The sequence below is a fragment of the Macrococcus sp. CoH-51_TC_04 genome (genome assembly GCF_058188655.1).
The window spans coordinates 45,849-70,105 of record NZ_JBVGOY010000007.1; the positions used below are offsets into that span (position 1 = coordinate 45,849).

Genomic DNA, 24,257 nt, shown 5'->3' on the forward strand with positions numbered 1-24,257 from the left:
TGGTTTATATATTGTATTTGCCAAGGCTTATGTATCATGTCATACATATCAGAATCCAAAAAAACCCTCACTCCTTTACAATTTAGTAAAGGGTGAGGGGTCTCCCACGGTACCACCTTTATTCGTATAGCTATCGCTAACTATACCTCAGCAAGTACGCACATTTATAGAAATTTTCATTAATTATGTGTAATACTCAGGCAATGATAACGAGTGCCTACTCTCGACAGAACCTACTAGAATTATCGTTCAGCATGTAGCAAAAAAGGCCATTTTTCAATACTTTCCTTTAACTTCATTTCACCAAACTGAAGCTCTCTGTGTAAATTCCGATATCTACTTTTCCTTTTTATCGCTTTGTAATATTGAATTACTAGAAATTATACACATCACTATTTATGTTGTCAACTATTTTTCTGAATATTTCATTAATTTAATAAAAATTTATTTTCTCACTTTGTATTTATGTATAAAACACATTTAAAAATATGTTAATATAAAGAAGCAATCTAAGAAGATTGCTCTTCATATTTCCTTTTGATATAAAGAGAAAATTAACTTTTTCTGTTGGAGTTAATTTTTGATAAAAATCCACCCTATCTGTTGGGGGTGGATTTTTATTTTTATCTTACTGTAAATCAACAGTCAAATATTCTATAATGACAGTAATAATACAGATTGGAAGTGTTTAATTCATGACGAACATTCAAGAAGCATTACAAAGTTATAGTGCGCAATATGATCAATTGATGAAAGAGGATATCAACATTGATATGACGCGCGGAAAACCATCAGGAGAACAGCTGGCTTTATCATTCGAGATGCTCGATGTATTAAAGAGCAAGGATGCTGATACGTACTTATCATACTTCAACTATGGTATTCCCGGTGGTATCCCAGAAGCAAAGGCATTATTTGCAGATTTATTCGATGTGTCTCAAAATGAGATTTATATTGGCGGCAATTCAAGTTTGAATCTCATGCATGATATGGTTAATAAGTTCATGTTCTACGGAGTTTCTGAAGATGCGCTACCTTGGAAGGATCAACAGGTAAAATTTTTGTGTCCAGTGCCAGGATATGATCGTCACTTTACAATTTGTGAGTCATATGGCATCGAAATGATACCTGTAACAATGACAGATCACGGCCCTGATATGGATCAGGTTGAATCTCTAGTAAAAGATGATCCTGCAATAAAAGGTATGTGGTGTGTCCCGCTCTATTCGAACCCCCAAGGGTATAACTATTCTGATGAAACTGTAGAGCGCCTGGCAAACATGCACACAGCTGCTGATGACTTTAGAATTATATGGGACAATGCTTACGGATACCATCACTTAGGTGAAGAAGTAATCAAAGTGAAAAACTTACTTCATGCGTGTCAAAGTGCCGGTAATCCTGAGCGTGCTTTAATGGTTATGTCTACTTCTAAGATGACTTTCCCTGGTGCAGGTATTTCAGCACTTGCTACAAGTGAAACAAACATTAAGTACTTATTATCGTTATTCGGTGTTCAAACAATCGGACATGATAAGTTAAATCAGCTGCGTCATGTCAAGTTTTTCGGAGACAAAGATGGTGTGATTGAACATATGCGTAAACATAAAGAAATTATGGCTCCGAAATTCGATGTTGTGGATACATACTTATCTAAGAAACTGTATTCACCAGAAATTTGTAAATGGAACAAACCTCAAGGTGGTTATTTTATCACGATAGAGGTATTGGATCATTGTGCAAGTGAAATTGTAGAGAAGTGTAGTGTACTCGGTTTAAAAGTTACACCAGCCGGTGCGACACATCCTTATGGCAAAGACCCTAACGATAGCGTTATCCGTATTGCACCATCATTTTTAAATGTGGAAGAGCTGAAAGAAGCGATGGATATTCTATGTGTCGTTATAAACTATGTCACATTAAATAAATTATATGAAAATCAATAATATTTAAAGCGATTCCTGTTTAAAGGAATCGCTTTAAACAATATGAACTCATGGATATCGCCTTTTAAGAACGCTATCATAAAATTTTATATAGATAAATTTTGCTTTTATCCTGGAAGGGGTTATTATGAAAGATTTTAAAGAAATACTGGTCGTTGCTTTTGCATTTGTAGGGGTTGTCGTGGGTGCAGGATTTGCTACCGGACAAGAAGTACTGCAATTTTTTACGTCACATGGCAGCAATAGTATATGGGGCATTCTATTGACAGGCCTTCTCGTTACTTTAGGTGGTATGTTTGTCATGAAGGGTGGTCATGTTGTTAAAAGTGAAAATCATGCTACAAGTATTAAATATTTTTTACCAAAACAAATTTCGTTGATCTTTGATTTTATTCTTACTGCCTTCTTGCTCGGTCTGGCACTCGTAATGAGTGTCGGGGGTGCAAGTACAATCAATGAAAGTTTCAATATTCCATTTTGGTTAAGTGGTTTAATCTTTATAGCACTTGTGAGCTTAACGTTATGTATGCAGTTCAATAAAATTATTCGTGTCCTCAGTATGGTAACCCCATTCTTAATTGCGATTGTATTGATTATTTCAATTTTTTATATGATGAAACATGACTTCAATATCTCTGACGGTATTATTAGCATCCCCGATAATAAAGGACTCTACCCATGGTGGTTTGACGCAATTAACTATTCTAGTTTACAGATTGCTGCAGCATTCAGTTTCTTATCAGTCATGGGTGGTCAGCTAAAAAAAGGAACGCATGCAATCTATGGCGGTTTATTGGGTGGAAGTATCATCATGGCATTATTAATGTTAATTAACTTAGGGCTTATTACAGAGTATCAACATATCGTAAAAGTTGACTTACCCACTTTACTGCTTGCACAGGAAATTCATCCAGCCATCGGAATTGTCTTCTCGGTAATAATGATTGCTGTAATCTATAATACGGTCGTTGGTTTAAACTATGCATTTATCTCGAGAATCACGAAACCCTACAGCAGAAATTACTATATCATAATTGTTGTTATTGCAATAATTACATTTTTAATGACGTTTATCAGTTTCTCAAAACTTGTCGCAACAGTCTTCCCTATTATGGGAATCGTCGGTTTACTCTTATTTTTCCCTGTAATTTATAAAGGGTTTAAACACTTTAACTTGAAAGACTAAAATAAAACAGGCGATTCCAAGTGGAATCGCCTGTTTTATTTTACGACAAGTACATTAATATCAGAATGTTTAACAACATGACGACTTACGCTACCCATAACGACTTCTTTTAATCCACTTAATCCTCGCGTTCCGATAACGAGTAAATCATGATTATGATGATTCGCAACCTCCACAATCTTCTCTTTCGGATAACCATGTTCAAATAGCACATTAAAGTGATGTCCAGAGAATTTTGCAATAATATCCTCCAGTTCCTCTTTACGATCTGATTCACTATCTCCTGTACCATGCAATACACTTTCTTTTGAGTCTTCTGCTGTAATAACGGAAAGAATCGTATAATGCTTAGCATCGAGCTTTATCGCTTCTTCTGCTGCACGCATACTATTATGTGATCCATCTACCGCAATAAGAACGGATTGATACATTTAAGCCACCTCTTTTCTGTTAAATACAAAGTTCAGCACACTGCCGGCAATAACACCAATGGCTAAATTGTGGGTCATAAGTACTAAAGTAATAGTCACTAACACTACTATTATGTCAATCCATCTTGCATTTTTCAAAAATTTGAATGTCCCAAAATCAAATGTACTTATTGCAGCCACAACCATAATCCCTGCAAGAATACTCATTGGGATCTGAACGACGTAATCACCAAGAACAATTATTAAAAACATAAGAGATGATCCCGCTGCAATCGATGATAATCTCGTCGTTCCACCCGATTTCAAATTCAATACAGTTTGTGCAATCATTGCACATCCACCGATACCACCGAAGAATCCTGTAATGATGTTAGCAACGCCCTGTCCACGTGATTCCTTATTCTTATCACTGTCACTCTTCAATGTATCATCTACAATACGTGCCGTCAGCAGACTTTCTACAAGACCTACGACCGCCATCGATAAACTGTACGGAAAGATAATCTTAAACGTTTCGAAATTGAAGGGCACATCAGGTATAAACAAATGCGGTAACGCACGTTTAATTTCTCCAATATCACCTACTGTCCTAACATCAGCATGCATCATAATTGAAATTGCTGTAAGTAGTACGACTGCAATGAGTGGTGCTGGTACTTTCGTAAAAAATTTGGGTAGGACGTATACAATCATAATTGTTGCCACAGTAAATATATAAGTCACACCACTAATATTAAAGATGTGCTGTAATTGTGATGTAAAGATGAGTATTGCAAGGGAATCTACGAATCCAATCATCACTGTATTCGGTATATATTTGAGTAAGTTACCTACTTTAAATATTCCAAAGATGACTTGTAATATTCCCATCAGGATGGTCGCTGCAAATAAATAATCTACGCCATGTTCTTTCACTAAAGAGAACACGAGCAGTGCAATTGCACCTGCTGCTGCAGAAATCATGGCACTTCTTCCACCTGTAAAGGCGATGACTACCGCTATAACAAATGAAGCATACAGTCCCACCATTGGATTTACTCCTGCAATGACGCTAAATGCAATCACTTCAGGTATCAGTGCAAGTGAAACAACGATACCCGCTAATATATTTTGTAAAGGCTGTGTAAGCCATTCACGTTTTAATGTGTCTATCATAAATTCCTCCTACAAAAAAAGATACTTTGACAGTATAACATAATTACTTTTACACAACTGTAGAACCAATTCATGGCATAAAAAATTTGCGCTTCATAACTGAAGCGCAAATTTTTTATGCCATGCCAACATGTCCCAATATTACTTTTTTCACATAACCTTTTTCCACGAGGAACTGTATACTATTACCATTCAAGTTGTAAATGTAAACACCATCAACTTTAGAAGGCACCGCTTTATTACTACCAGATATCATCTTACCTTTGAAAAGGTATTCATTGCCGTACACTTTCTTCACATCATCGAATTTAAGTTCATTGTTATTCACATCTAAAGTCGCTGTATATGGGTTTTTATCAGTCCCTTTAAAAAATGTATAGTTCTGATCATAAACTTTCTTAGTATAATCTGTGCCTGAAACTCCTGAAGTCATACGCTTAAGGTCTACTTTATAACCATTTACGGTTACGTTATTTACTTTAACTGCACGCACGAAATCTTTATCCAGCACAAACTTGGCATTTCCGCTCGTATAACCAGAGTACTTATAGTAAGGCTTCTGAACTTCAGCTGTTGAATGCTTAGCAAAGGCATCTTCGCCCTGCACTGCACCTAACGACATGGCAGCCGCTAAAGTTGTTGCGCCTAATACTTTTACAAATTTCATTTCCACCACTCCTAAAATATAATTTCATTATTCTCATCATTTTCTACATTAATTATTTACCCTGAATGGTGCTCACAAAACATTTTTAATCATTAGTTAAAACTAAATAAAATAAAAATCCTTTCATTCTGATGGACTAATGACTTGGGAATTCTTTCTTTAATTAGATGTAATATTCTTTTAACCTTTTATGCCGTTCACATAAAGCCAGCTCTCATCAGCAGTTTAGCATCATGACTACGTATCCCTTTTCCAATATCCTTAGAAGCCACATGCATACAAAAAGACCCTGTAATTTTACAAGGTCTTAATTATAATGCTGTTCTATTGTATTTCTAATAAATTGTTTAGCTGTTGTTAAATCCTGTGCTTCTTGATTATCTATTGAAATATCCAATCTCTGGATGATGCCTTCCTTTCCCACAAGTACTGGTAAGCTATATGCTATATCCTCATTTCTCGTTGATAATGGGAAAATTGAACGCTCATTGAGCACAAGCGATTTGATAAGCAATACAGTGATTTTTGATATCGCTGCATTGGTCCAGCCTTTTTGATGGAATACATCAAATGACACGCTATCAATCGCCTCAGTTATCTCCTTTTTATCTATCTTATGGTAACCACTAAGCTGTTCATATTCCTCTAACGCTATACCATGAATACGCGTTTTACTCCAGAGCGGTACAGCATGTGCTCCATGCTCTCCTATCACAAACCCTTCAACACTTTTAGGGTCAATGTTGTAATGATTTGCAATTAAAGTTTTAAAACGTGAAGTTTCTAATAACGTACCAGTACCTATCACTTTACTCTCCGGATAATACTTTGAAGCGATGTACGTCATCGCATCGACAGGATTGGAAATAATAACAAGCAAGGCATCGGTCGTTACTTCACCGATACGTGTAGTGATTTCTTTAATAATCACTGTATTCGCCTTTGCTAGCGCAGTGCGATCTGGAATTGATGTATCTGTCTTTGTACTGGCCGCTATAACGATAACATCCGCATCCTTTAAATCCTTATATGTTCCCGCATAAATATTGATATGATTCGTGACACCAATACCTTGACTGTGCAAATGATCCATTGCCTCTCCAGTCGCAACATTTTCGTCACTATCAATCAAGACAATCTCGTTAAATACGTTCAAATACTGTACGTCAGTCAGCACTTGACTGCCCACACGTCCAACACCAATGATTCCTAGCTTCATCTACTTCCCTCCATATGGAATGACGTCTTTGTTGAATTCCTTATTAATATAATCTTTCATATCTTGAGACTGAAGTACTTCAATCAAATCCTGAAACTTCTTGTCATTCTTATGGCCTTTTTTAACAGCAAGAATATTTGCAAATGGTGAAGATTCATCCTCTAACGCGATGGCATCTTTATGCGGTGTAATCCCATTATCAATTGCGTAGTTAGAATTCATAATTACTGCAGCCCCTTCACCATTACGATACGTCTTCGGTAAGAATTCTGCGCTTTGTTTGTTATTAAACTTTAGATTCTTTTTATTTTCAACGATATCAGTAAAGTATGCATCTTCAATCTTTACGCCTTTTTTCAGCTTAATCACACCTTTATTGACAAAGAATGATAAGAAACGCCCTTCTTCAGCCGGATTACTTGATACGAAGATTTCAGAGCCAGATGGAATTTCATCTAAGTTCTTATACTTCTTACTATAAACCCCCATAGGCGTAGTGAACACTTTCCCTACTTCTTCAATATCATAATGATGCGTCTTTTTCTCAGCTTTCAAGTATGGCACATGCTGGAATAAGTTAGCATCAACATCGCCTTCTTGCAGTAACTTATTCGGTACTTTATAGTCATTGACAATCTTAACTTCTACGTCATATCCTTTTTTCTTCATCGCAACCGCTGCATGTTTAACAACTTCTCCATGCGGTGCAGGGGAAGCTGCAACAACAATCTTCTTATCCTCTTCTTTTTCAGTTGAGCTACAGCCTGCTAAAGATGCAGATAATATGACTGCACTAATTAAACCTAATACTTTTCTCATGCATAGTTTCCTCCTAATTTTTTAACTCAAATAAAAAATCCCGTGGACAAGAACAAGTCCACAGGATAAATCGCTGTATAGTCTCGTCTCATCTTTACAACTTACGTTGCAGGAATTGGCACAGTGTTCATTAAGAATCTGCTGCCGAGGTTTCATAGGGCCTGTCCCTCCACCTCTCTGGATAAGAGTTAAAATATTTTGTTTTATTTATTGATTACTATCATAATTAAACATCTTAATGATGTCAATGAATATTTTGAAAATTCTATTTTAATCCTTTAATAACTTTCTATTTCTAACATAATACGTTAAACACATAATTACAGACATAAACAGCAATATACCTAGTACAATGGGTTTGGTCACAAAATTATCTGGAACTAAAAATATAACAGCTGTAAATAACGGTAACAGTATGCTCAACCAAGTATAAGAACGTTTCATCGATTCATATGTCACAAAACTCATTCCTTCATCGTGATCATTAATCTCAGGAACTAAATTAATTTTTCTAAACTTTTTCTTTGCCCATACGAGAAATATTGTACTTACAGCCATCAATATCATATTAATTATCACTGTCGCAATGATAAAGTACAAAAACATATCACCATACTTGTATGGGTTGATATGAACAGAAAACAATACATCACCTTCATTAATCGTATAACGCATAACCATACTCAGTGGGATAATCAGTAATCCAATACACACAATACAGACTAGATTAAATAACGGATAAATTCTTTTAAATTGTTGTTCATTCATCTTCAATATCCTCCAATTCAAAAAGATCTTCAACTTTACATTGAAATACATGACAAATCTTTAACACTAACGTGATAGACGGTGAAATCGTACCTTTTTCGATAAAACCAATCGTCTGTCTTGTTACACCAACTCTTTTCGCTAACTCACTTTGATTTATATTAAATTTAGCGCGGTACTCCTTTAAATGAGACTTTAGCATGTTGTTCACCTCACCACTAATGTACATTATACTTAACATTATGTAAAGTATTTTTAACATATATAATAAAAAGCACCGCTTATCCGGTGCTTAAGTCCCTACATTCAGTTGTTCTAATTGTTTAAGCTGCGTTTTTGCCTGGTTATATATACTTTCTGGATAATTGTGAATACGCATAAGTTCTATTGCATTCGAAGTCGTTGTAACACCTTTTCTGATTGTATAGTCAAATGTTATATCATTATCTTCAGTCAGTGTTTCTTTAAAGTAATAAAAATCAAAGTGTGTCAGTATCTCAGTTAATTCAATATCATGTGTCGCTGCAAATAATAAACTGTTTTGATGTAAATTCAAATAGTCTAGTATTGCAGTTGCTGAAGCAATGCGTTCTTTCGTATTCGTTCCGCGCAATATTTCATCAATGAATATATACGTCGGTAATGTCAATTTAAGCACTTCTAAGAGGCGCTTTACTGATTTAATTTCTGCGATAAAGTAACTATCACCTTTCGCTAAACTATCTTCTAAATTCATTGAAGTGGCTATGATTCCTGGTTGATACACAAATCTTTCACTTGTCGATGTATTCAGACCTTGAGCCATTACTAAATTTATCGCCATCGTTTTCATAAACGTAGATTTCCCCGAGGCATTAGATCCTGTTAACAGTACAGAATGCTTATACTTAAAATCATTCGCTACAGCACGATCAAGTAACGGGTGATACACTTCCTCCGCTTCAAGCACTTTTTCTTCAGCCGCTTCAGGAATAGCGTAATATGGTAATGTTGTTCGCCATAAAGCAGTACTATAACTTGCATCTGCTTGTCCTACTACTTTGAAATATGAAGCGAAATCTTCTTGATGCTTATGAAGTATCGCAAGCGCGCGATGATACAAATGATAATCAATTAAAAACATCTGCTTAATCGCATTAATCATTGTAAGCGCAATGTTCCCTTCATTCTTATTATCATTTAACATAAAATAGCTCATCCACTTAACGGACTTCATCTTACTATCATTTGATTTACGGCCGTTCAACTTCATTATTTCGTTTGCCGTATCAATAATCTTAATTGCATAGAATAAATCGTTATAAACGAGATCACTTTGCGACTGAAACTTTACTGATAGCCCCATAACGACACCCATTGCAAGGATTACACTGAATATACCAATAGAAACACCGAAGTAGAACATAGCTAAACTCAGTATAGGTAAGAAACTTACGAGTATCATCAGCTTGTTGTAGTGCTCTTTTTCCTGATAATGCACTGTAAACCGGCTTGCATCATTATTCGCATTTCTACCAAGCTTCGCTAATATAAATGACAATTTCTCACGATATCTTACATCCTCAGTAATCCTATTCAACATTGTTTCATCAACATGATGTCCCGGGAAATTACGCAGTAACGTATATGTATATTCCTCACCAACAGATGTAAAGTGATAGTTTATACGATGAAATAACTGATCCATACTTAGATCATTCCATGTAATATCATCAATACATCGTGCCTCTTCTTTACTAATATGCTTATAATAATGATCAAACATAATATGATTGCCTTTTTGTTTGAAAAGTGTCGCCTGCTTGTTAAACAATGTTTTTACTTTACGCTTCAGTTGAATACTGTCATAGACACTATAACCAATACCTATACCAATTAACACGATTGTTATTAATACATAAACCCAGAAACTCTGCATGCTGAACCTCCGTTAATTTTCTAAATCACATCTAAAACATATGCACGAGATTATTAAAAAACTCTGGTTCATTCGTTTTAATAATTTCTAATAGTCTCGTAGCCACTTCTTATACATATTATACTTAATTTTCTGATAACAATAAATATCAATTTACAATTATATACAAAATTAAAAACCAACTCTGTCTCGCAGAGTCGGTTCTCTATGTCATCTTTCGGTTCAATATTATGCTTTGCCTTTCAACAAGGCATTCCAGTACATCAATGGTATCCCACGTTTCTTCACTTGATATAATAACGGATTCGTCTTCCCTTGATCTATCGGCATAGACTCCTTCGGTTTCATATCATATCCAAATTCCGCTATAAAAGCCTGACCATATTCTGTTGCTATTGGACAAGCTGTGGAACCATCATAATGCGCTTTTAACTGTTTGCCTTTTATCTGTGAAAGTAGATTACTGACAAGTACGGGCATCTGTTTTCTTACTGCCGCTCCCATCTTTATGGTTGGTAAATTCGTACAGTCTCCGATACCAAATACATTTTGATGACGAACATGTTGTAGCGTAAATGGATTAACATCCAGCCACCCTTGTTCATCGCTTAAGGTCGAATTTTTCACAACATCTGGCGCACTCATAGGTGGTGTTACAACAATCATAGAGAAAGGTAATGTATATGTTTCTCCTGTAGCCCATTCTTTAAATGTCGCTTCTTTCTTGTCACCGTCTACCTTAATCAATTCTTGATTGAGTTGATATTCAATATGCTTATTATTTAAATGTTCCTCCATATATCGTCTATATTTTTCCACAGGAAATAATGTGTCTTTCCCTGATTTAAAAATAAGATGTGCCTTATTATCTTTCTGATCACGAATAAATTCATCAAAGGTAAACAATGTATTTTCAGGAGCAACTCCGCCTTTAATTACTGATTTCGGTTTCGTTATTATTACATTACCTGTCTTGGTTTGCTTTAATAATTCATAGGTATAATCTGTATAATCATAGAGGTAGTTTGTCGTAACACCATTTCTGCCTAGCGTCGCTTCAAGTCCCTCTATCTCCTGAAAGTCTAATTGTATGCCAAGTGCGACGACGAGATATTCGTACATAATAAAATCATCATTATCTAAATACACTTTACGCTCTACAGGCTGAATACGAGTAACACGTTGCTGGATGTGGTCAATTGTTTTAGGGATTACACGTGACATGCTTTTTACTGTACGTGTCTTCTTCTCTTCACCTGAACCAACGAGAGGCCAAGCTGGCTGATAAGCATGTTGATCTGCATGATCGATGATAGCGATATCCTTTATACCAGACTTCAATAATCTGCTTGCACTTGATAACCCACCTGCACCTGCTCCGAGAATCACTACTTGATATTTCTTCATTGTTTCCCTCCTAGTAAGTTTATTAGTTATTATATACCCTATTAAATTAACGATATGAATAAAAAAACACTCACCTTTAAGGTGAGTGTAAATCTTAGTTATCTTGTAATGTCATTGTTTTATCTTCGAGATACTTAGAATCCAAGGTTTTCGCTAAAATCTTAGTCTCAAGACCAAAGAGTTTCATCACTAACAAATGCACACGTGCTTGAGTAATTGTGTATACAAACCAAGGTAGCGATGGTTCATATTCGTGGATTGCAATTATACACTCATTCGTATCAAGGATACGTCTGAATTCAAGTCGTGCTCTGCTGCTTTCGTTTACCTTAGCAAACTTACCGCCTTTTATATAGAACAACACCCTATCTTCTGATGATTTCTTTTGTGATTTTTCCAGGATAAGGATAGGGTCTTTGAAAATTGGTAATGAAATATTCAATACTTCATTTTCAATCGAAGTATTGATAAATGAGTAACCGATACGTGATAACCAGTTAACATAATAGTTTGCCGTTTGCTCAATCGTCCAGCTTGAAGGGATCGTAATACGTTGAACAGACTTAACGTCATTCTTTTGAAGCTGTTTCGCAATAGAAGGTGCTTTTTTCTTACCTTTCTTCTCATCATCACTATCTTTTAAAGCAGTCTCAATACTTTCTTTTAACGGTGTCGGTGCATTGGATATGCCTTCTACATAATTCTTCTTAGAAGGTGTCATATCATGCACGAGACTATCAATTAATGGATAAACAAGTTCCTTAGATTCACCAGCGATTAATGCGACAGGTAACTTTGTAATCCATACTGGAATGAACGGTACATCAAGCATAGGTAATTTCTTCTTCATAGCTGATGCAGTGGCTTCAAACATTCCTTTGTAATCCGTTACTTCATGATAGATATCAATCTGTTCATTTTGTTTCGGTTCGCGCTTAACTAATGTTGCTAATCCTTTAACTACATCTTTTAAGGCAACAGGTGCTGTTTTACTATATGCCCACTTCGGAAGCACGAGCGCAGGCAATCGTTTTGTCAATTTCTTCAGAATCGGAAATGAAGAACCCTTTGGTCCAATAATCAGCCCTGCACGTAATGTCGATACAGGGACACCGTAAGAGCCCAGAATCTTCTCACATTCTTTACGACTATGTAAGTGATTTGATAAGTTCTCATCCTCTTCGTCCGGCATAATTCCACTCATAAAGATGATATGTTTCACACCTTTGTTCTTCGCCGCACGGCCAAAGTTATCTGCTAATATTGCATCCATATCCATAAATGAACCTTGAGTTAATTTCGCAGAGGGTATCATAGAGTGCACGAGATAAATTGCTGTATGCACGCCTTCCATAGCTTCTTCAATATCCTCAAGTGCATAGAGATCCACTTTCTTCCATGTTACGTTCTTTTCATCTTCTTTATTATCTGTACTTCTTGAAGCAGCTACAATGTCATAGTCTTCTTTCAATTGTTCCAATAAATTTCCGCCGATATAACCTGAAGCGCCTGTTAATAGTACCTTCATTAAACGTCCTCCTATTCTATAGTATTAGTCCATACCCCATCTGATCCATCTATAACCGGTATAATAAATTTAATCTTCTGTATCTATCTTCTTCTTTTCGAAAACGCCTTCGCACCATGTGTCTTAGCGAGCTCAAATAGCGGACTCCATGCATTCGTATGCACTACAGGCTTCTGGTTATTGCCTAATCTTCTGATTTGCTGTTCGTAGTACGCTAAGCCAACAAAGCCTCCAATCATTTTATCCAGGGTTTTAACCTTGGTCGTCAGTCTTGGTAAAGTAACATCCTCATACGTTCCTTCACGCAGCTGATTTGGAAGCTCAGGATTCAGTACAAGCGGACGTCCAATACCGATCATTGATACGTTCGTCTCTGTGATGGCATCGATCATGCTTTGCTGCTTACGGAACCCTCCAATCACAGAAATCGGCACCTCTACCATATCACTTACTTTCTTTGCATAGTCCAGGAAGTATACTTCTCCGTCACCCATCATTTCCGGCTTCTCATAATCTCCACCTGAAATTTCGATATGATCGATTCCGAGTTCATCCATCTTCTTGATTACAGTGATAGAATCTTCTAGGGAGAACCCTTTGTCACTAAAGTCCGTTGAATTGATCTTTAAGCTGATCGGAAACTCTTCACCTAACGCCTCGCGCATACCCGTATAGATTTCCACTAAGAACTTCATTCGTTTATCTAGTGTCCCCCCGTATTCATCAAAGCGACGGTTATCCCTTGCTGATAAGAACTGACTCACTAAATAACCGTGAGCCCCATGTATCTGAACACCTGTAAATCCTGCTTTCTTAGCGATTACTGCAGTAGTTACAAAGCGCTCTATCGTCTCTTTAATCTCATTCAATGTCATCTCACGTGGTGGGTTAAATCCACTGCCGGCATCCCCATTAATGGGAATAGCACTAGGAGCTACAGGCTGTTGAGATACCGACTTTGGACTTTGTTTACCGGGATGATTAATCTGCATCCAGATATGGCTGTTATTACGTTTACCGGCTTCAGCCCAGCGCTTAAGTATATCTAGATCTCGCTCATCTTCTACAACGACATTCCCCGGCTCACCAAGATAACGACGATCGACCATAACATTGCCGGTAAGCGCCATACCGATACCTCCATCAGCCCAATGCTGATAGGCATTAACAAGTGCTTCTGTCGGGCGATGGTTACCGTCTGCCATACCTTCACTCATCGCTCCTTTATATAATCTATTCTTTATTGTTACACCATTGCTTAATTCAAGCGGTTCAAATAATTTTTCTACTGTCATATCATTTACTCCTTCACTTCAAATTTAAAGCATTTCATACTTTGTATCTTCCCTCAATGCACCATATTAATCATAAAGAAACACCTCCTGAATGATTCAGGAGGTGTCAGTTGAAGCTTATTTATCTTTTTTGAAGCTTGTAAGCAATGAAGTTGTATTTAAAGCTAGAATATTACGTGCATTCTTTGTTGCATCATAACCATGTCCCGCCTTTAGATGGGAATAGATTGCACCAAGCATTACACCTTCTACAAGTAATGCCCCCGCCTGATTAAACTTCTTGCTGAAGATAGATAGCGCAAGTAACGTTGCACCGGCTGTCTCAACACCACCGACAACTTTCATCATTTCTTCCGAATAACCGAACTCATCAAATAATTTAGCTAAATCTTCGTTCCCTTGAAGTTTCCCTTTACCTGCATTGTACATTTCCTTGGCAATATACAAGTTGTTCATATAGTTAAACATACTGAACCTCTCCTTTAAGTTATTATTATTACTATATCCAATTATTCACGTTTAAAAACATTTATACGTCTCATAATAACTATCACGGCTCTATTAACATCCGATAGCTAACCATCTATAAAACCCCTATATAACTAAAATCATTAGAAAACAATCTGAGTCCCTACTCTTTAGAGCAATAAATATAGAGGACATTATAATACTATACAAAGTAGTACCCACCCCAAGATCTATACATTATCACTTCTATATTTCTCCATTCTAACAATCCCCTCATCGTCGGGTTGCTTATTATCACATTTACATACATAACCGTATCGCTCATAAAAAGGAACAGCTGTTATGGAAGCTGGAATTTCTATACGATGAGCACGCTTGTAGTATTCATCGCTCTCTAGGGTGTGTATAATAAGATGTCCTATACCCTGTCCCTGATATTCAGGCAACACAAAAATCGTAAAAAAACTGCTTTCTATTTCGCTACCCCAATATGGACCGATTGCACCAGTACCGACAATTTTATCATCGGCTCTAAATACATAAAAGTGTGTCCATGATGCACGCTCCGTGACAGAAACCTCAGTAATTACTTTTGCATCTTCAATTAAATCCTCTTTTGAGTAGTCTGTGATATTCGTCTCAAACATGGCACGATGAATAAGTGCTACTATCTCCTTGGCATCCTCATTCTTGAAACCATCAATATCCACCTTCATATACACCGCACCTCTCTCATTTAATTACAAGCAATGATATCTTAACGCATTACTGACAAAACTTTATCTAGTATTAATAATTAATCTCAAAAATACTTCTTTCGCAACTGTATAATTAGTTCTATCTTCAAGCCACTCGCACTAATCTCGACATCAATAATAGGCTTTATTATCAATCCTTAAATTCATAAACCGCCAATACGCTAGATACTGTCAGGACCAAGAGAAGTAACACCTAAAGTCCTAACGTCATCTCGACTTGAATTAGATAAACTTCTGCGTAACCTTTCCTTTTCCATTATCAAACTCAACTATACCGTATGCACCATTAATAAAAGTAATTTGCGGAGGTTGATGCCCACAATCAACGTCATATAGTATTGGTATATCTAGTTCATCGGCAATATCTTCATATACATCAATCATTGTATATCCATCCACCGCTTCATCCACTTGAGTCCTCCCAAAGATAATACCACTTACATTATCAAACCAGCCCGCATACTTCATCTGGAGTAACATTCTTCGACACGTAACTGAAGATGACTCACAGTTTTCTAGATACCATAATACCGGTTCTTCACCTATGTATTCATTTCTAAATCGATCCACATCTCCATATGGTGTTCCTACAATATGAGAGATGACATCAATACATCCTCCAAGTAAACGTCCTTCAATCTTTACATTGTTTCCACTTAATGACTTCCACTTTGTCTGCTCAGTAAAATTAAATATGTAATCTGTTGGAATATGATGCGTCCAGCTGTTCTGAAACATATCAGATGAATATTGAACTATTTCCTCATTCCTCTGAAGTTTTAATACACGTTCCCATGCACTCGTTGTTTTGTCTGAATATTTTCCACGTAAGTCCACAATATTCGTGCCATGCGCTGTCGCTATACCAGTATTCAAAGTAATTGCAAGAAGGATAAGGCTCGTATCCGAATAACCCATTATCCATTTCGGTTGAATATTAGCATAATCAATCTTATCTATTATTTCAATGGCAAGTTCTCCGCCCCATGGAGGAATCATAATATCAATATCTTCTCTTTGTAAAAACTCATTAAGTTCTTTAGCTCGCTTATTCATATGACTTGATTTTGCTTTATATTGCGTCATTACCGTATCACCGATAATCAAGTTTACATCTTTAAAACGTTCTTTAATCTCGTCCATAAAATGATGACAATTCTCAGGGATACCAGAAGAAGGTGCAGTAATACCTATTGTAAAATTATCTTTAAGCGTTGGATATTTGATCATTTATAATCCCTCCAAAATATTCAATACTATTCTTTAAACAATAATCTCAAAATCAAATAATAATTTCCCTATCCTAAAACTCATATTTACATAAGATTCACAACATGAATTCATACCATCAGTAAGAAAAATTGGATTTTCCATTTCTAATATCATTGTTGAAGAAATATTAATTAGATGTAAATTGAAGATGATAAAATATTTTAGATGAATTAATTTCTTGAGTACTAGAAATATCAAGACGTTGAGCAATTTGACTTTTCTGTCTTAATGAAAGCCTAGTATAATCAAAACGGTTTCGTAAAAAATTAAGACTATTTTCTTTATTATATTTAACCTTAACACCATTTTCCAAGACAGATAATAAAGAAAATAGTATATACTTTTGTCTTTTTGAAATAGGACACCTTCTAATTTCTTTTTCGCAGTTTAGTAGAATATTAAATAAACATATTTCGTCATTTATACGTTTATAATTATATGCTAAGCCAAATCTTCTTTTATTCCCATTTTTATCAATTGTCGTAACTCCATACAGAAGATTTTTTAACCTATAATATAAAACCCAAAAATTTTTTTCGTCTCTATCACTACATCTATAACAATAAAATAGATGCTTTAAATTATAATTTATTTTTTTTATCTTACTTTCTTCAACTGTAATCAACAATTGATCATTGAAAATAAATTTATAGCCCAAATATTTAAAGCTAGGGGGATCATCGGAAAACTTTTTAGAAAAATTTAATATAATTGTTTCTGTCTTTGAATCATTTAATTTTAAATATAATTTTTCTAACTCTTTTATCATAACGTTATTCATTTGATAAACATCAGTTTTAGTACCCTTTTTTATATATTTAATAATTATCATATCGTCTACAAAACGATAATATAAATTTGGTTGTAATAATAACTTCACATTTTTCTCAAAGTCTTCTAAGTATATATTAGCTAAAGCATTTGCGGGCGGAAAACCTAAAGGGATTCCTTTAATTTTCTTTGAAAAATTAATATACTTTATTAAATCTACAGTAGTTTGACTTAAAATATTGGAAGAAGATATTTTCTTATATAATTTATGTGTATTAATAGAAGGGAAAAAATTTTGAATGTCCGTCCTATATATAACACAATCTATCCCTTCATAAGAAGTATAATCATATCCATCTCCATTTTTATTAGTTAAAAAGAACGCAATTATTTGCTCAATAATATCATTTCTTGAAATATGTTGAATACCATATTTACCTTCTATTTCTCTTTTTATTTCTTTTAAGTGTTTTTTTGATTTTTCATTCGGTATCAGAACTTGTCTATTATTGATTGTTTGTCTAGTGTAATTAATCATTTCATGTCCTCCGACAATTTTAATCCTAACTTTGTATCTTTAATTTATTGGTTATAAATTAAAGATACGTTAAGATTACAGAATACATAACTTTAGGTTATCTCAAGATGCCGATAGTCATAAATAAGTTAATTAAGAACTTAATAACTTATTGTGGAAGTAAGTTTATTACATCCTTTATGTGTGTCCCTAAGATCAAATAATATTAATATATTTTTGGATATAGGGTAATAGCGTATTCTGTTATTTAATTATATAATTAAACTAAATTTCCATCAATTTTTTATTTAGGGAGCTCAATATGATTCCACATTTAATATTACGAACTGAAGTTTTACCTAAAGACCTGCCCCTTATGTTTTCAAATCGATCTTTATATACTAAATTTTACAATTTTAGAATTAATGATGATTTTGATAAGTTAGATTCAAAAAAAAATAGTTATAGAATGAAATATACTATACCATTAAATTATTATATACCTAAAGGGAACAATGATTTTAGGAAACTCAGTATATTACATCCCTTAGCACAGTTACAAGTGACTGAATTTTTATTAGTATATAGATCGAGAATTATCTCTGAATGCTTGAAGTCAAATTTTAGTGTACGATCACCAATCAAGCTTAATAACACTAAAATTGATATGAAAAATTATTCAGAGTGGAAGTTGCAAAGTTTAAAAAATGAGTTTGCTACTAAAGAAGTTTCAAATGCCTTAAAGGATTTAGCTGATTTAAATTATTCGTCATTTTTTTCTTACAATAAATTCAAATCTATTAGAGAAATGATGGAATCTCCCACTTTTAATAGACTTAAACATAGATATAAATATTCACTTAAAATTGATATCCAGAAATGCTTTGGTAGTATATATACTCATTCATTTACTTGGGCAATCTTAGGATCAAAAGAAATTGGAAAAGCATATCTATCTGGTAATAGCTTTGCTCATAGAGCAGATAAGATAATGCAAATAACTAATTATAATGAAACCAATGGGATAATTGTAGGAAATGAATTCTCAAGGGTAATGGCTGAAATACTTCTAAGTCATATTGATTTAGAAACTGAGTACAAAATAAAAGAAAATTTTCAAATAACATTAAATAAAGATTATACTATATATAGGTTTGTAGACGATTATTATATTTTTGCTCATAATAAGGAAGACATTTTAAACATCAAGAAAATATTAAATGAAGTTTTGAACAATTTTAATCTAAATATTAATGAATCAAAGGTTTTATTACAAGAATCACCGTTTCATTATTATGATTCATCAATTTTAAAATTAAAGAACCTAATCAACAATTTTAAACTGGCTAAAGTAATGTATGAACCTAAAGATGGTGATAAGAATAAAATCATAAATATAGGAACTCGAAGTGATTGGAAATTTTTTCATTCTAATATTGAAGAAATAATTATTAGCTATCCAGAGTCTCAAGGACGAATAGTAAAATACTTTCTCAAAGTAGTAAGAGACTTAGTAGACTTTAATCCACAAAAATTAAGAGTTACCAAAGAAATGATAGAAGTTATCACAAATATTTATAATTTATACATTGATATGGATAGTACAAACAGCTACATAACTGTAATGTTAAAATTGTTTCTTAAAACAAATCAAGAATCCCCTGATGATCTATTAGCTAATGAAAAAGTAAAAGTGATAATTGAAGAGTTAATTTTTGAAAATTGTTTTAGAGTAATTAAAAATAAAGAAGATTCACTTGAGTATATGACCGATTTAATTACTTTTATGAAAATTTTAAAAAGAAAAATAAATCCGCAGTATTTATGTAAAATATTAGATAAAAACAATGAAAACTATTTCGTTTATTGCTGTATTGGTCATTATATACTCATCGATGGAACTATGAAAGTAGACCCTAAATATCAGACTGTTCATAAAAAATTGATATCAAAAGTAAATTCTAAGATTTATTCATATGATAGAAATAATAATTTGTTATACAATGCTGAATATTTCTATATATTAAACGATTTTTCAAAGTATCCTGGTTTTGAAAACTTTAAAAATATATTGGACGAATGTATAAAAGAAAATTTGCCTCAAGATGCAAATAAAAAAATAATTGCTCAGGAATTGTGGAATGATTTAACAAGTAGGTCATATTATGAATGGTCTTTAAACACTGACAATTTCCAACGATCAATTATAAAAAAAATTATGTACAATCATTGGGATATTAATTTTACTAGTGCTTACTAATTTTTTCTTATTTCTAAAAGAAGCTAAAACATTTTTATATGTTCAATAAAATAGGAATTTCAACGATAACTTACATTTGAATTTTTCATTATCTATAATTATTATTGTTAAATTGACATTGAATAATTATTAAGATTTAGAATTTTCATTTCTTTTCAATCTATAAAAGCACTTTCCTAATTTTTAGGCAAAGTGCTTTTAAACATTTCTTCAATTACAATAAATCTCTTATTTAAGATGCTTACTCTTCATATGAGTGTATAATTTGATAAAACTTTAGACGAATTTATTAAAAACCAAAATCTAATTATAAAAATGATCAAGTAACTGTTAAAATTAGAATAAATAAAAAAGCGTTAAGAGCTCATAATTCAACCATTTTAGATTTTAATGATATTAATTGGATTGATTCAAATTTGGGAGAATTAGAACCTAATATTCCAAAAGAGGAGATTCCGTTTCTAGTATCTCAATTGAATATTTATGGTGATAATATAGAAATTTCGCCTACATATTAATTGATCAATTAATGGAACATATTGATTGTATAAAAGAACTATATAGATAGTTTTATCAAAATAACAGATCATTATGACAAAAAAACAGATTTATTTACTATAATAAAATAAAGTTAAATGTACTCGTTCAAAAGGATAGATTATTATAAAATCTATCCTTTTTACGTACAAATCCCAGAGAAAAGCTAGGTCATTTCATATGGTTTCATACAGCTTCATATCATTGATTTTTAAGCAGGTTTCAAACAAAATAGTCCCTCTAAGGGTAACTAAATACCTCTATAAAAATACAAAAAAACACTCTTTGGAATAATCCAAAGAGTGCTATAAACGTTGATATAACAACGATATTAACGTTTTGAGAACTGTGGTGAACGACGAGCGCCTTTAAGACCTGGCTTCTTACATTTAAAAAACTTTAGGATTTTGTACAATTGTATAAACTGTCGTAAACCTTGATATTAAGGGTTCTCTAATTTTTTTCGATTGCATAGAATTGCATCAATTATCACTCAGGGAACTAGAGGGTAATTAAATAAACTGCTGGCTGGCATTGCTATTTATATAATTTTATTACTTGAGCACAAATAATACTATATTTATTTCAAATAACTCATATACATCTATATTTCCCATGTCAATATTTTGATTACAGTCTCAGAAAATAATTATATATTTGTACAACTAAGCGGTTACTTAAAATTATAGTTTTAATAATGTGCGATAGTTAATCTCTATATTCTATTTTTAACTGATTCCATTTACAAATAGACATTATTTTACCTTCCGGAACTTGCTCTAAACACTGATTTCTTTCTTGATATTTATCAATATAATAGTTTTCTTTCGAAGAAAGTCTTTGAACATCTTTTTGATAACAATCAAATTTATACTTCACTTGATCTACCACTTTAATTTCAATTTTATAGTCTGTATCTAAAAATGCATTCATTAATTTTTTACTATGATGACATTTCTTCATTAAGTTCGTAAGATGTCCATCACCGCCATACATCCTTTCATATAAGGAGTTGGTTCTACCTATATATATACAATATTTTTCATTCTGTTTATTAACAGAATATATTCCGTAAATGTATCCAAATGAATAATCAGTATTTATATTTTCAATTATTTTATCAACTGTTATTTTATCTATATTTTGATTTTTCCAATTTAAGGTTTTATTTTTATTCATAATTGCTACCTCCCAACATTTATAGAGTACTAATCAATAGCGCTATTTATATGTATTAGATTTCTATAATGATATATCTTTCACTTATTTTATTGGTGTATTTTTTAACAACTTTATTTTCCGACTGACCAACCATTCTATTTTATACATCGACCAATAATCATTCTTCAACTAATTTTTTAACTTCTGTGAGCTTAATTTTTTATTATAATTTCTTTCTAACATATATCATGGATAAAAAAATGACTACAATGTATTAAAATAGTTCTCAAAAAATAATAGTTTTATCATGTAAATTCATAAAAAATAGAGCATTTATTACCTTTAAAAGACCCAATCTTATTTTTCAAAGTTTTTCTATTTGTGTTAAAGATTCATTTCCTTTGTCATGTGCGTTCATATCTTTCTCTTTCACAAAAATACATCCTTATAGCACCTTTCCATAACTTTGATTTATAAAAAATAGGTCTTTTCGACATTATTATCTCTCAAACCTAATAACCCAATTATCTCTATTACTTTATCATTCTTATCAATCGTCGCTCTAGCATTGCTATTCCACTCGTCAACAGTTGATATAATTAAGTTTCTAGTATAATATGTTGATTCAAGTTCTGCGACGAAAGAATTAATTTCACTTTTACCTATTTTTCCTTTATTAAATTTCCCTTGTATAGCTACTAAGTCACCATTTTGTTGTTCAGCAACTAAATCTACGCCTAAATCTTTTTTGAAATATTAAATTCTGAAGGTACATCTTTTAGTAAGCATACATTTTTATAAAGGTTTATATAGGTAGGTTCGTTTTTTAAATAAGCAAGTACTAGTTTTTCAAATAAAGTACCTCTTTCTTGCTGAATTTCTCCATCAACTTTATTAATTTGATTAACTAACTTATCAAACTATTAATAATATATTCTTCTTCGGTCTTCATAATTTTCCCCCTAAAAAAGTTATTTATACTATATTATCCCACAAACATTACAATTATGTAATACAAAAAAACATATAAAAAAGCACTTCTCGAATATTTTCGAGAAGTGCTGTAAACGTTGATATAACAACGATATTAACGTTTTGAGAACTGTGGTGAACGACGAGCGCCTTTAAGACCTGGCTTCTTACGTTCAAAAAACTTTAGGGTTTCGTACAGTTGTATATACTGTCGTAAGCCTTGATATTAAAGGTTTCCTATTTTTTTCGATTTCATAAAATTGCATCAAATATCACTCAGGGGTAACTAAAGGGTAACTAAATAGACTGCTGGCCGGTGGTAATTATTCACAAAAAACAACTTTATCTTTGCTCTCTACTTTCGTCATAGAGCTACTAAATAATAATTCAGTCTCTTTTCGTTTTTTATTAGCTGAATACTGAATTTTATATTCATAACAAGGATATTCTTTAAATAATTCTCTTATCTCATCAGTTTTATCATATGTTGTAATCCATTTAAAATCATCCATCATTGAAATATAATTTCTTAATTTAATATGATCTTCATAATTAAAAAAATTTGTATAAAGATTCTTACCTTGTTTAAAATATGGCGGATCAAAAAAAGTAAATAATCTATAGATATTTTCTTCCAATAATATGTCATTAATTAAAGTATTTGCTTCTAAATTGTATAATGTAATGTCATTCTTTCTCTCATTAATATTATTAATCTTTTTCATAATACTATCTTTATTGAACCGACAGTCAATTTTATACGTTGATTTTTGTTGATTTCCACCTATCGGACCACCTTGGATAATACCAGATCTATTTGTTCTATTTAAAAACAAAGTTGCTACTGCTAATTCAATAGAATAGTTATCTGAGTTAATAAGCATATTATAAGCTTCTTTCTGTTTCTTCCATTCATTTACTGAAATATCTATTGAAATAATTTTTTTTTTAAATTTTTCAAAATCATTTAAAATTGCGTACCAGACGCTATAAATCCCCATATCATAATCATTAATAATAACTTTATCAACTTTTCTTGAAAGTAATAAACCAAGACCTGCACCAAAACCACCAGAAAAAGGTTCACAATACACAACTTTTTCCATGTTATTGATTTTTAGAGTATGTTCTAAAAACTTCAAAAGTTGAGTCTTTCCTCCTGGATATCTAAATGGTGATTCTGTTACTGGCATCTTTTTACT

21 protein-coding genes, 1 pseudogene, 1 riboswitch and 1 other annotated feature are annotated in these 24,257 nt (G+C 33.0%); of the genes and pseudogenes, 3 read left to right on the forward strand and 19 right to left on the reverse strand.

Going from position 1 to position 24,257, the window contains the following annotated elements:
* Nucleotides 1-85: 85 nt before the first annotated feature.
* Nucleotides 86-362 (reverse strand) — a binding site (T-box leader).
* A 333-nt stretch (nt 363-695) separates the two neighbouring features.
* Entirely contained in the window at nt 696-1,946 is a 1,251-nt protein-coding gene (locus ACZ2V4_RS07790; protein WP_490514705.1) for an aspartate aminotransferase type Ic, read from the forward strand.
* A 127-nt stretch (nt 1,947-2,073) separates the two neighbouring features.
* On the forward strand, nt 2,074-3,132 hold the full coding sequence (locus ACZ2V4_RS07795; RefSeq protein ID WP_219493699.1) for a YkvI family membrane protein: 1,059 nt from the start codon (nt 2,074-2,076) through the stop codon (nt 3,130-3,132).
* 35 nt (nt 3,133-3,167) lie between these two features.
* On the opposite strand, the gene ACZ2V4_RS07800 is transcribed toward ACZ2V4_RS07795, so the two are convergent.
* The 15 genes and pseudogenes from ACZ2V4_RS07800 to ACZ2V4_RS07870 all read right to left on the reverse strand — a co-directional run bounded on the left by ACZ2V4_RS07800 (nt 3,168) and on the right by ACZ2V4_RS07870 (nt 18,146).
* The gene (locus tag ACZ2V4_RS07800; protein ID WP_283722273.1) at nt 3,168-3,563 is read right to left on the reverse strand and encodes a universal stress protein; all 396 of its coding nucleotides are present in this window, start codon (nt 3,561-3,563) and stop codon (nt 3,168-3,170) included.
* Nucleotides 3,564-3,584: 21 nt separating this feature from the next.
* Nucleotides 3,585-4,718 (reverse strand): annotated as a pseudogene (locus ACZ2V4_RS07805) (SulP family inorganic anion transporter); the annotation flags it as partial.
* Nucleotides 4,719-4,833: 115 nt separating this feature from the next.
* A complete protein-coding gene (gene isaB / locus ACZ2V4_RS07810) occupies nt 4,834-5,385 on the reverse strand; it encodes an immunodominant staphylococcal antigen IsaB family protein (protein WP_490514706.1) in 552 nt (183 codons plus the stop codon).
* A 307-nt stretch (nt 5,386-5,692) separates the two neighbouring features.
* Nucleotides 5,693-6,604, reverse strand: a complete 912-nt coding sequence (locus tag ACZ2V4_RS07815; protein WP_283722271.1) for a lactate/malate family dehydrogenase — start codon at nt 6,602-6,604, stop codon at nt 5,693-5,695.
* Entirely contained in the window at nt 6,605-7,423 is an 819-nt protein-coding gene (locus tag ACZ2V4_RS07820) for a MetQ/NlpA family ABC transporter substrate-binding protein (RefSeq protein WP_219493694.1), read from the reverse strand.
* A gap of 85 nt (nt 7,424-7,508) precedes the next feature.
* A riboswitch (SAM riboswitch) is annotated at nt 7,509-7,611 on the reverse strand.
* An 82-nt stretch (nt 7,612-7,693) separates the two neighbouring features.
* Nucleotides 7,694-8,191 carry a hypothetical protein gene (locus ACZ2V4_RS07825; protein WP_490514707.1) on the reverse strand — a complete coding sequence of 166 codons (498 nt, stop codon included), beginning with the start codon at nt 8,189-8,191 and terminating at the stop codon, nt 7,694-7,696.
* The gene (locus ACZ2V4_RS07830) at nt 8,184-8,393 is read right to left on the reverse strand and encodes a helix-turn-helix transcriptional regulator (protein ID WP_490514708.1); all 210 of its coding nucleotides are present in this window, start codon (nt 8,391-8,393) and stop codon (nt 8,184-8,186) included. The genes ACZ2V4_RS07825 and ACZ2V4_RS07830 overlap by 8 nt, the downstream gene beginning before the upstream one ends.
* Nucleotides 8,394-8,483: 90 nt before the next feature.
* Nucleotides 8,484-10,109, reverse strand: a complete 1,626-nt coding sequence (locus ACZ2V4_RS07835; protein WP_490514709.1) for a MutS-related protein — start codon at nt 10,107-10,109, stop codon at nt 8,484-8,486.
* A gap of 228 nt (nt 10,110-10,337) precedes the next feature.
* The gene (locus ACZ2V4_RS07840; RefSeq protein ID WP_144781388.1) at nt 10,338-11,516 is read right to left on the reverse strand and encodes an NAD(P)/FAD-dependent oxidoreductase; all 1,179 of its coding nucleotides are present in this window, start codon (nt 11,514-11,516) and stop codon (nt 10,338-10,340) included.
* A 94-nt stretch (nt 11,517-11,610) separates the two neighbouring features.
* Complete coding sequence (locus ACZ2V4_RS07845; protein WP_219493690.1) at nt 11,611-13,044, reverse strand: NAD(P)H-binding protein; 1,434 nt, start codon at nt 13,042-13,044, stop codon at nt 11,611-11,613.
* Nucleotides 13,045-13,127: 83 nt separating this feature from the next.
* Nucleotides 13,128-14,339 carry an NADH:flavin oxidoreductase/NADH oxidase family protein gene (locus ACZ2V4_RS07850; RefSeq protein ID WP_490514710.1) on the reverse strand — a complete coding sequence of 404 codons (1,212 nt, stop codon included), beginning with the start codon at nt 14,337-14,339 and terminating at the stop codon, nt 13,128-13,130.
* 117 nt (nt 14,340-14,456) lie between these two features.
* On the reverse strand, nt 14,457-14,807 hold the full coding sequence (locus tag ACZ2V4_RS07855; RefSeq protein ID WP_219521811.1) for a DoxX family protein: 351 nt from the start codon (nt 14,805-14,807) through the stop codon (nt 14,457-14,459).
* Between the two features lie 230 nt (nt 14,808-15,037).
* Nucleotides 15,038-15,523, reverse strand: coding sequence for a GNAT family N-acetyltransferase (locus tag ACZ2V4_RS07860; protein WP_419895291.1), 486 nt, complete (start codon nt 15,521-15,523; stop codon nt 15,038-15,040).
* A 264-nt stretch (nt 15,524-15,787) separates the two neighbouring features.
* Entirely contained in the window at nt 15,788-16,795 is a 1,008-nt protein-coding gene (locus ACZ2V4_RS07865) for a S66 family peptidase (protein WP_419895290.1), read from the reverse strand.
* A 169-nt stretch (nt 16,796-16,964) separates the two neighbouring features.
* On the reverse strand, nt 16,965-18,146 hold the full coding sequence (locus ACZ2V4_RS07870) for an RNA-directed DNA polymerase (protein WP_490514711.1): 1,182 nt from the start codon (nt 18,144-18,146) through the stop codon (nt 16,965-16,967).
* Nucleotides 18,147-18,447: 301 nt separating this feature from the next.
* Between ACZ2V4_RS07870 and ACZ2V4_RS07875 the strand changes: the two genes are divergently transcribed.
* Nucleotides 18,448-20,385 carry an RNA-directed DNA polymerase gene (locus tag ACZ2V4_RS07875; protein WP_490514712.1) on the forward strand — a complete coding sequence of 646 codons (1,938 nt, stop codon included), beginning with the start codon at nt 18,448-18,450 and terminating at the stop codon, nt 20,383-20,385.
* Nucleotides 20,386-21,630: 1,245 nt separating this feature from the next.
* Here the strand turns inward: ACZ2V4_RS07875 and ACZ2V4_RS07880 are convergent.
* The 4 genes from ACZ2V4_RS07880 to ACZ2V4_RS07895 all read right to left on the reverse strand — a co-directional run bounded on the left by ACZ2V4_RS07880 (nt 21,631) and on the right by ACZ2V4_RS07895 (nt 24,248).
* On the reverse strand, nt 21,631-22,101 hold the full coding sequence (locus ACZ2V4_RS07880; RefSeq protein ID WP_490514713.1) for a GIY-YIG nuclease family protein: 471 nt from the start codon (nt 22,099-22,101) through the stop codon (nt 21,631-21,633).
* A gap of 453 nt (nt 22,102-22,554) precedes the next feature.
* Nucleotides 22,555-22,776 (reverse strand): restriction endonuclease, encoded by a 222-nt coding sequence (locus ACZ2V4_RS07885; protein ID WP_490514724.1) that lies wholly within the window; start codon nt 22,774-22,776, stop codon nt 22,555-22,557.
* 394 nt (nt 22,777-23,170) lie between these two features.
* Nucleotides 23,171-23,260 (reverse strand): 30S ribosomal protein S9, encoded by a 90-nt coding sequence (gene rpsI / locus ACZ2V4_RS07890; RefSeq protein ID WP_111626125.1) that lies wholly within the window; start codon nt 23,258-23,260, stop codon nt 23,171-23,173.
* A gap of 118 nt (nt 23,261-23,378) precedes the next feature.
* On the reverse strand, nt 23,379-24,248 hold the full coding sequence (locus tag ACZ2V4_RS07895) for a DNA adenine methylase (RefSeq protein ID WP_490513147.1): 870 nt from the start codon (nt 24,246-24,248) through the stop codon (nt 23,379-23,381).
* Nucleotides 24,249-24,257: the final 9 nt, after the last annotated feature.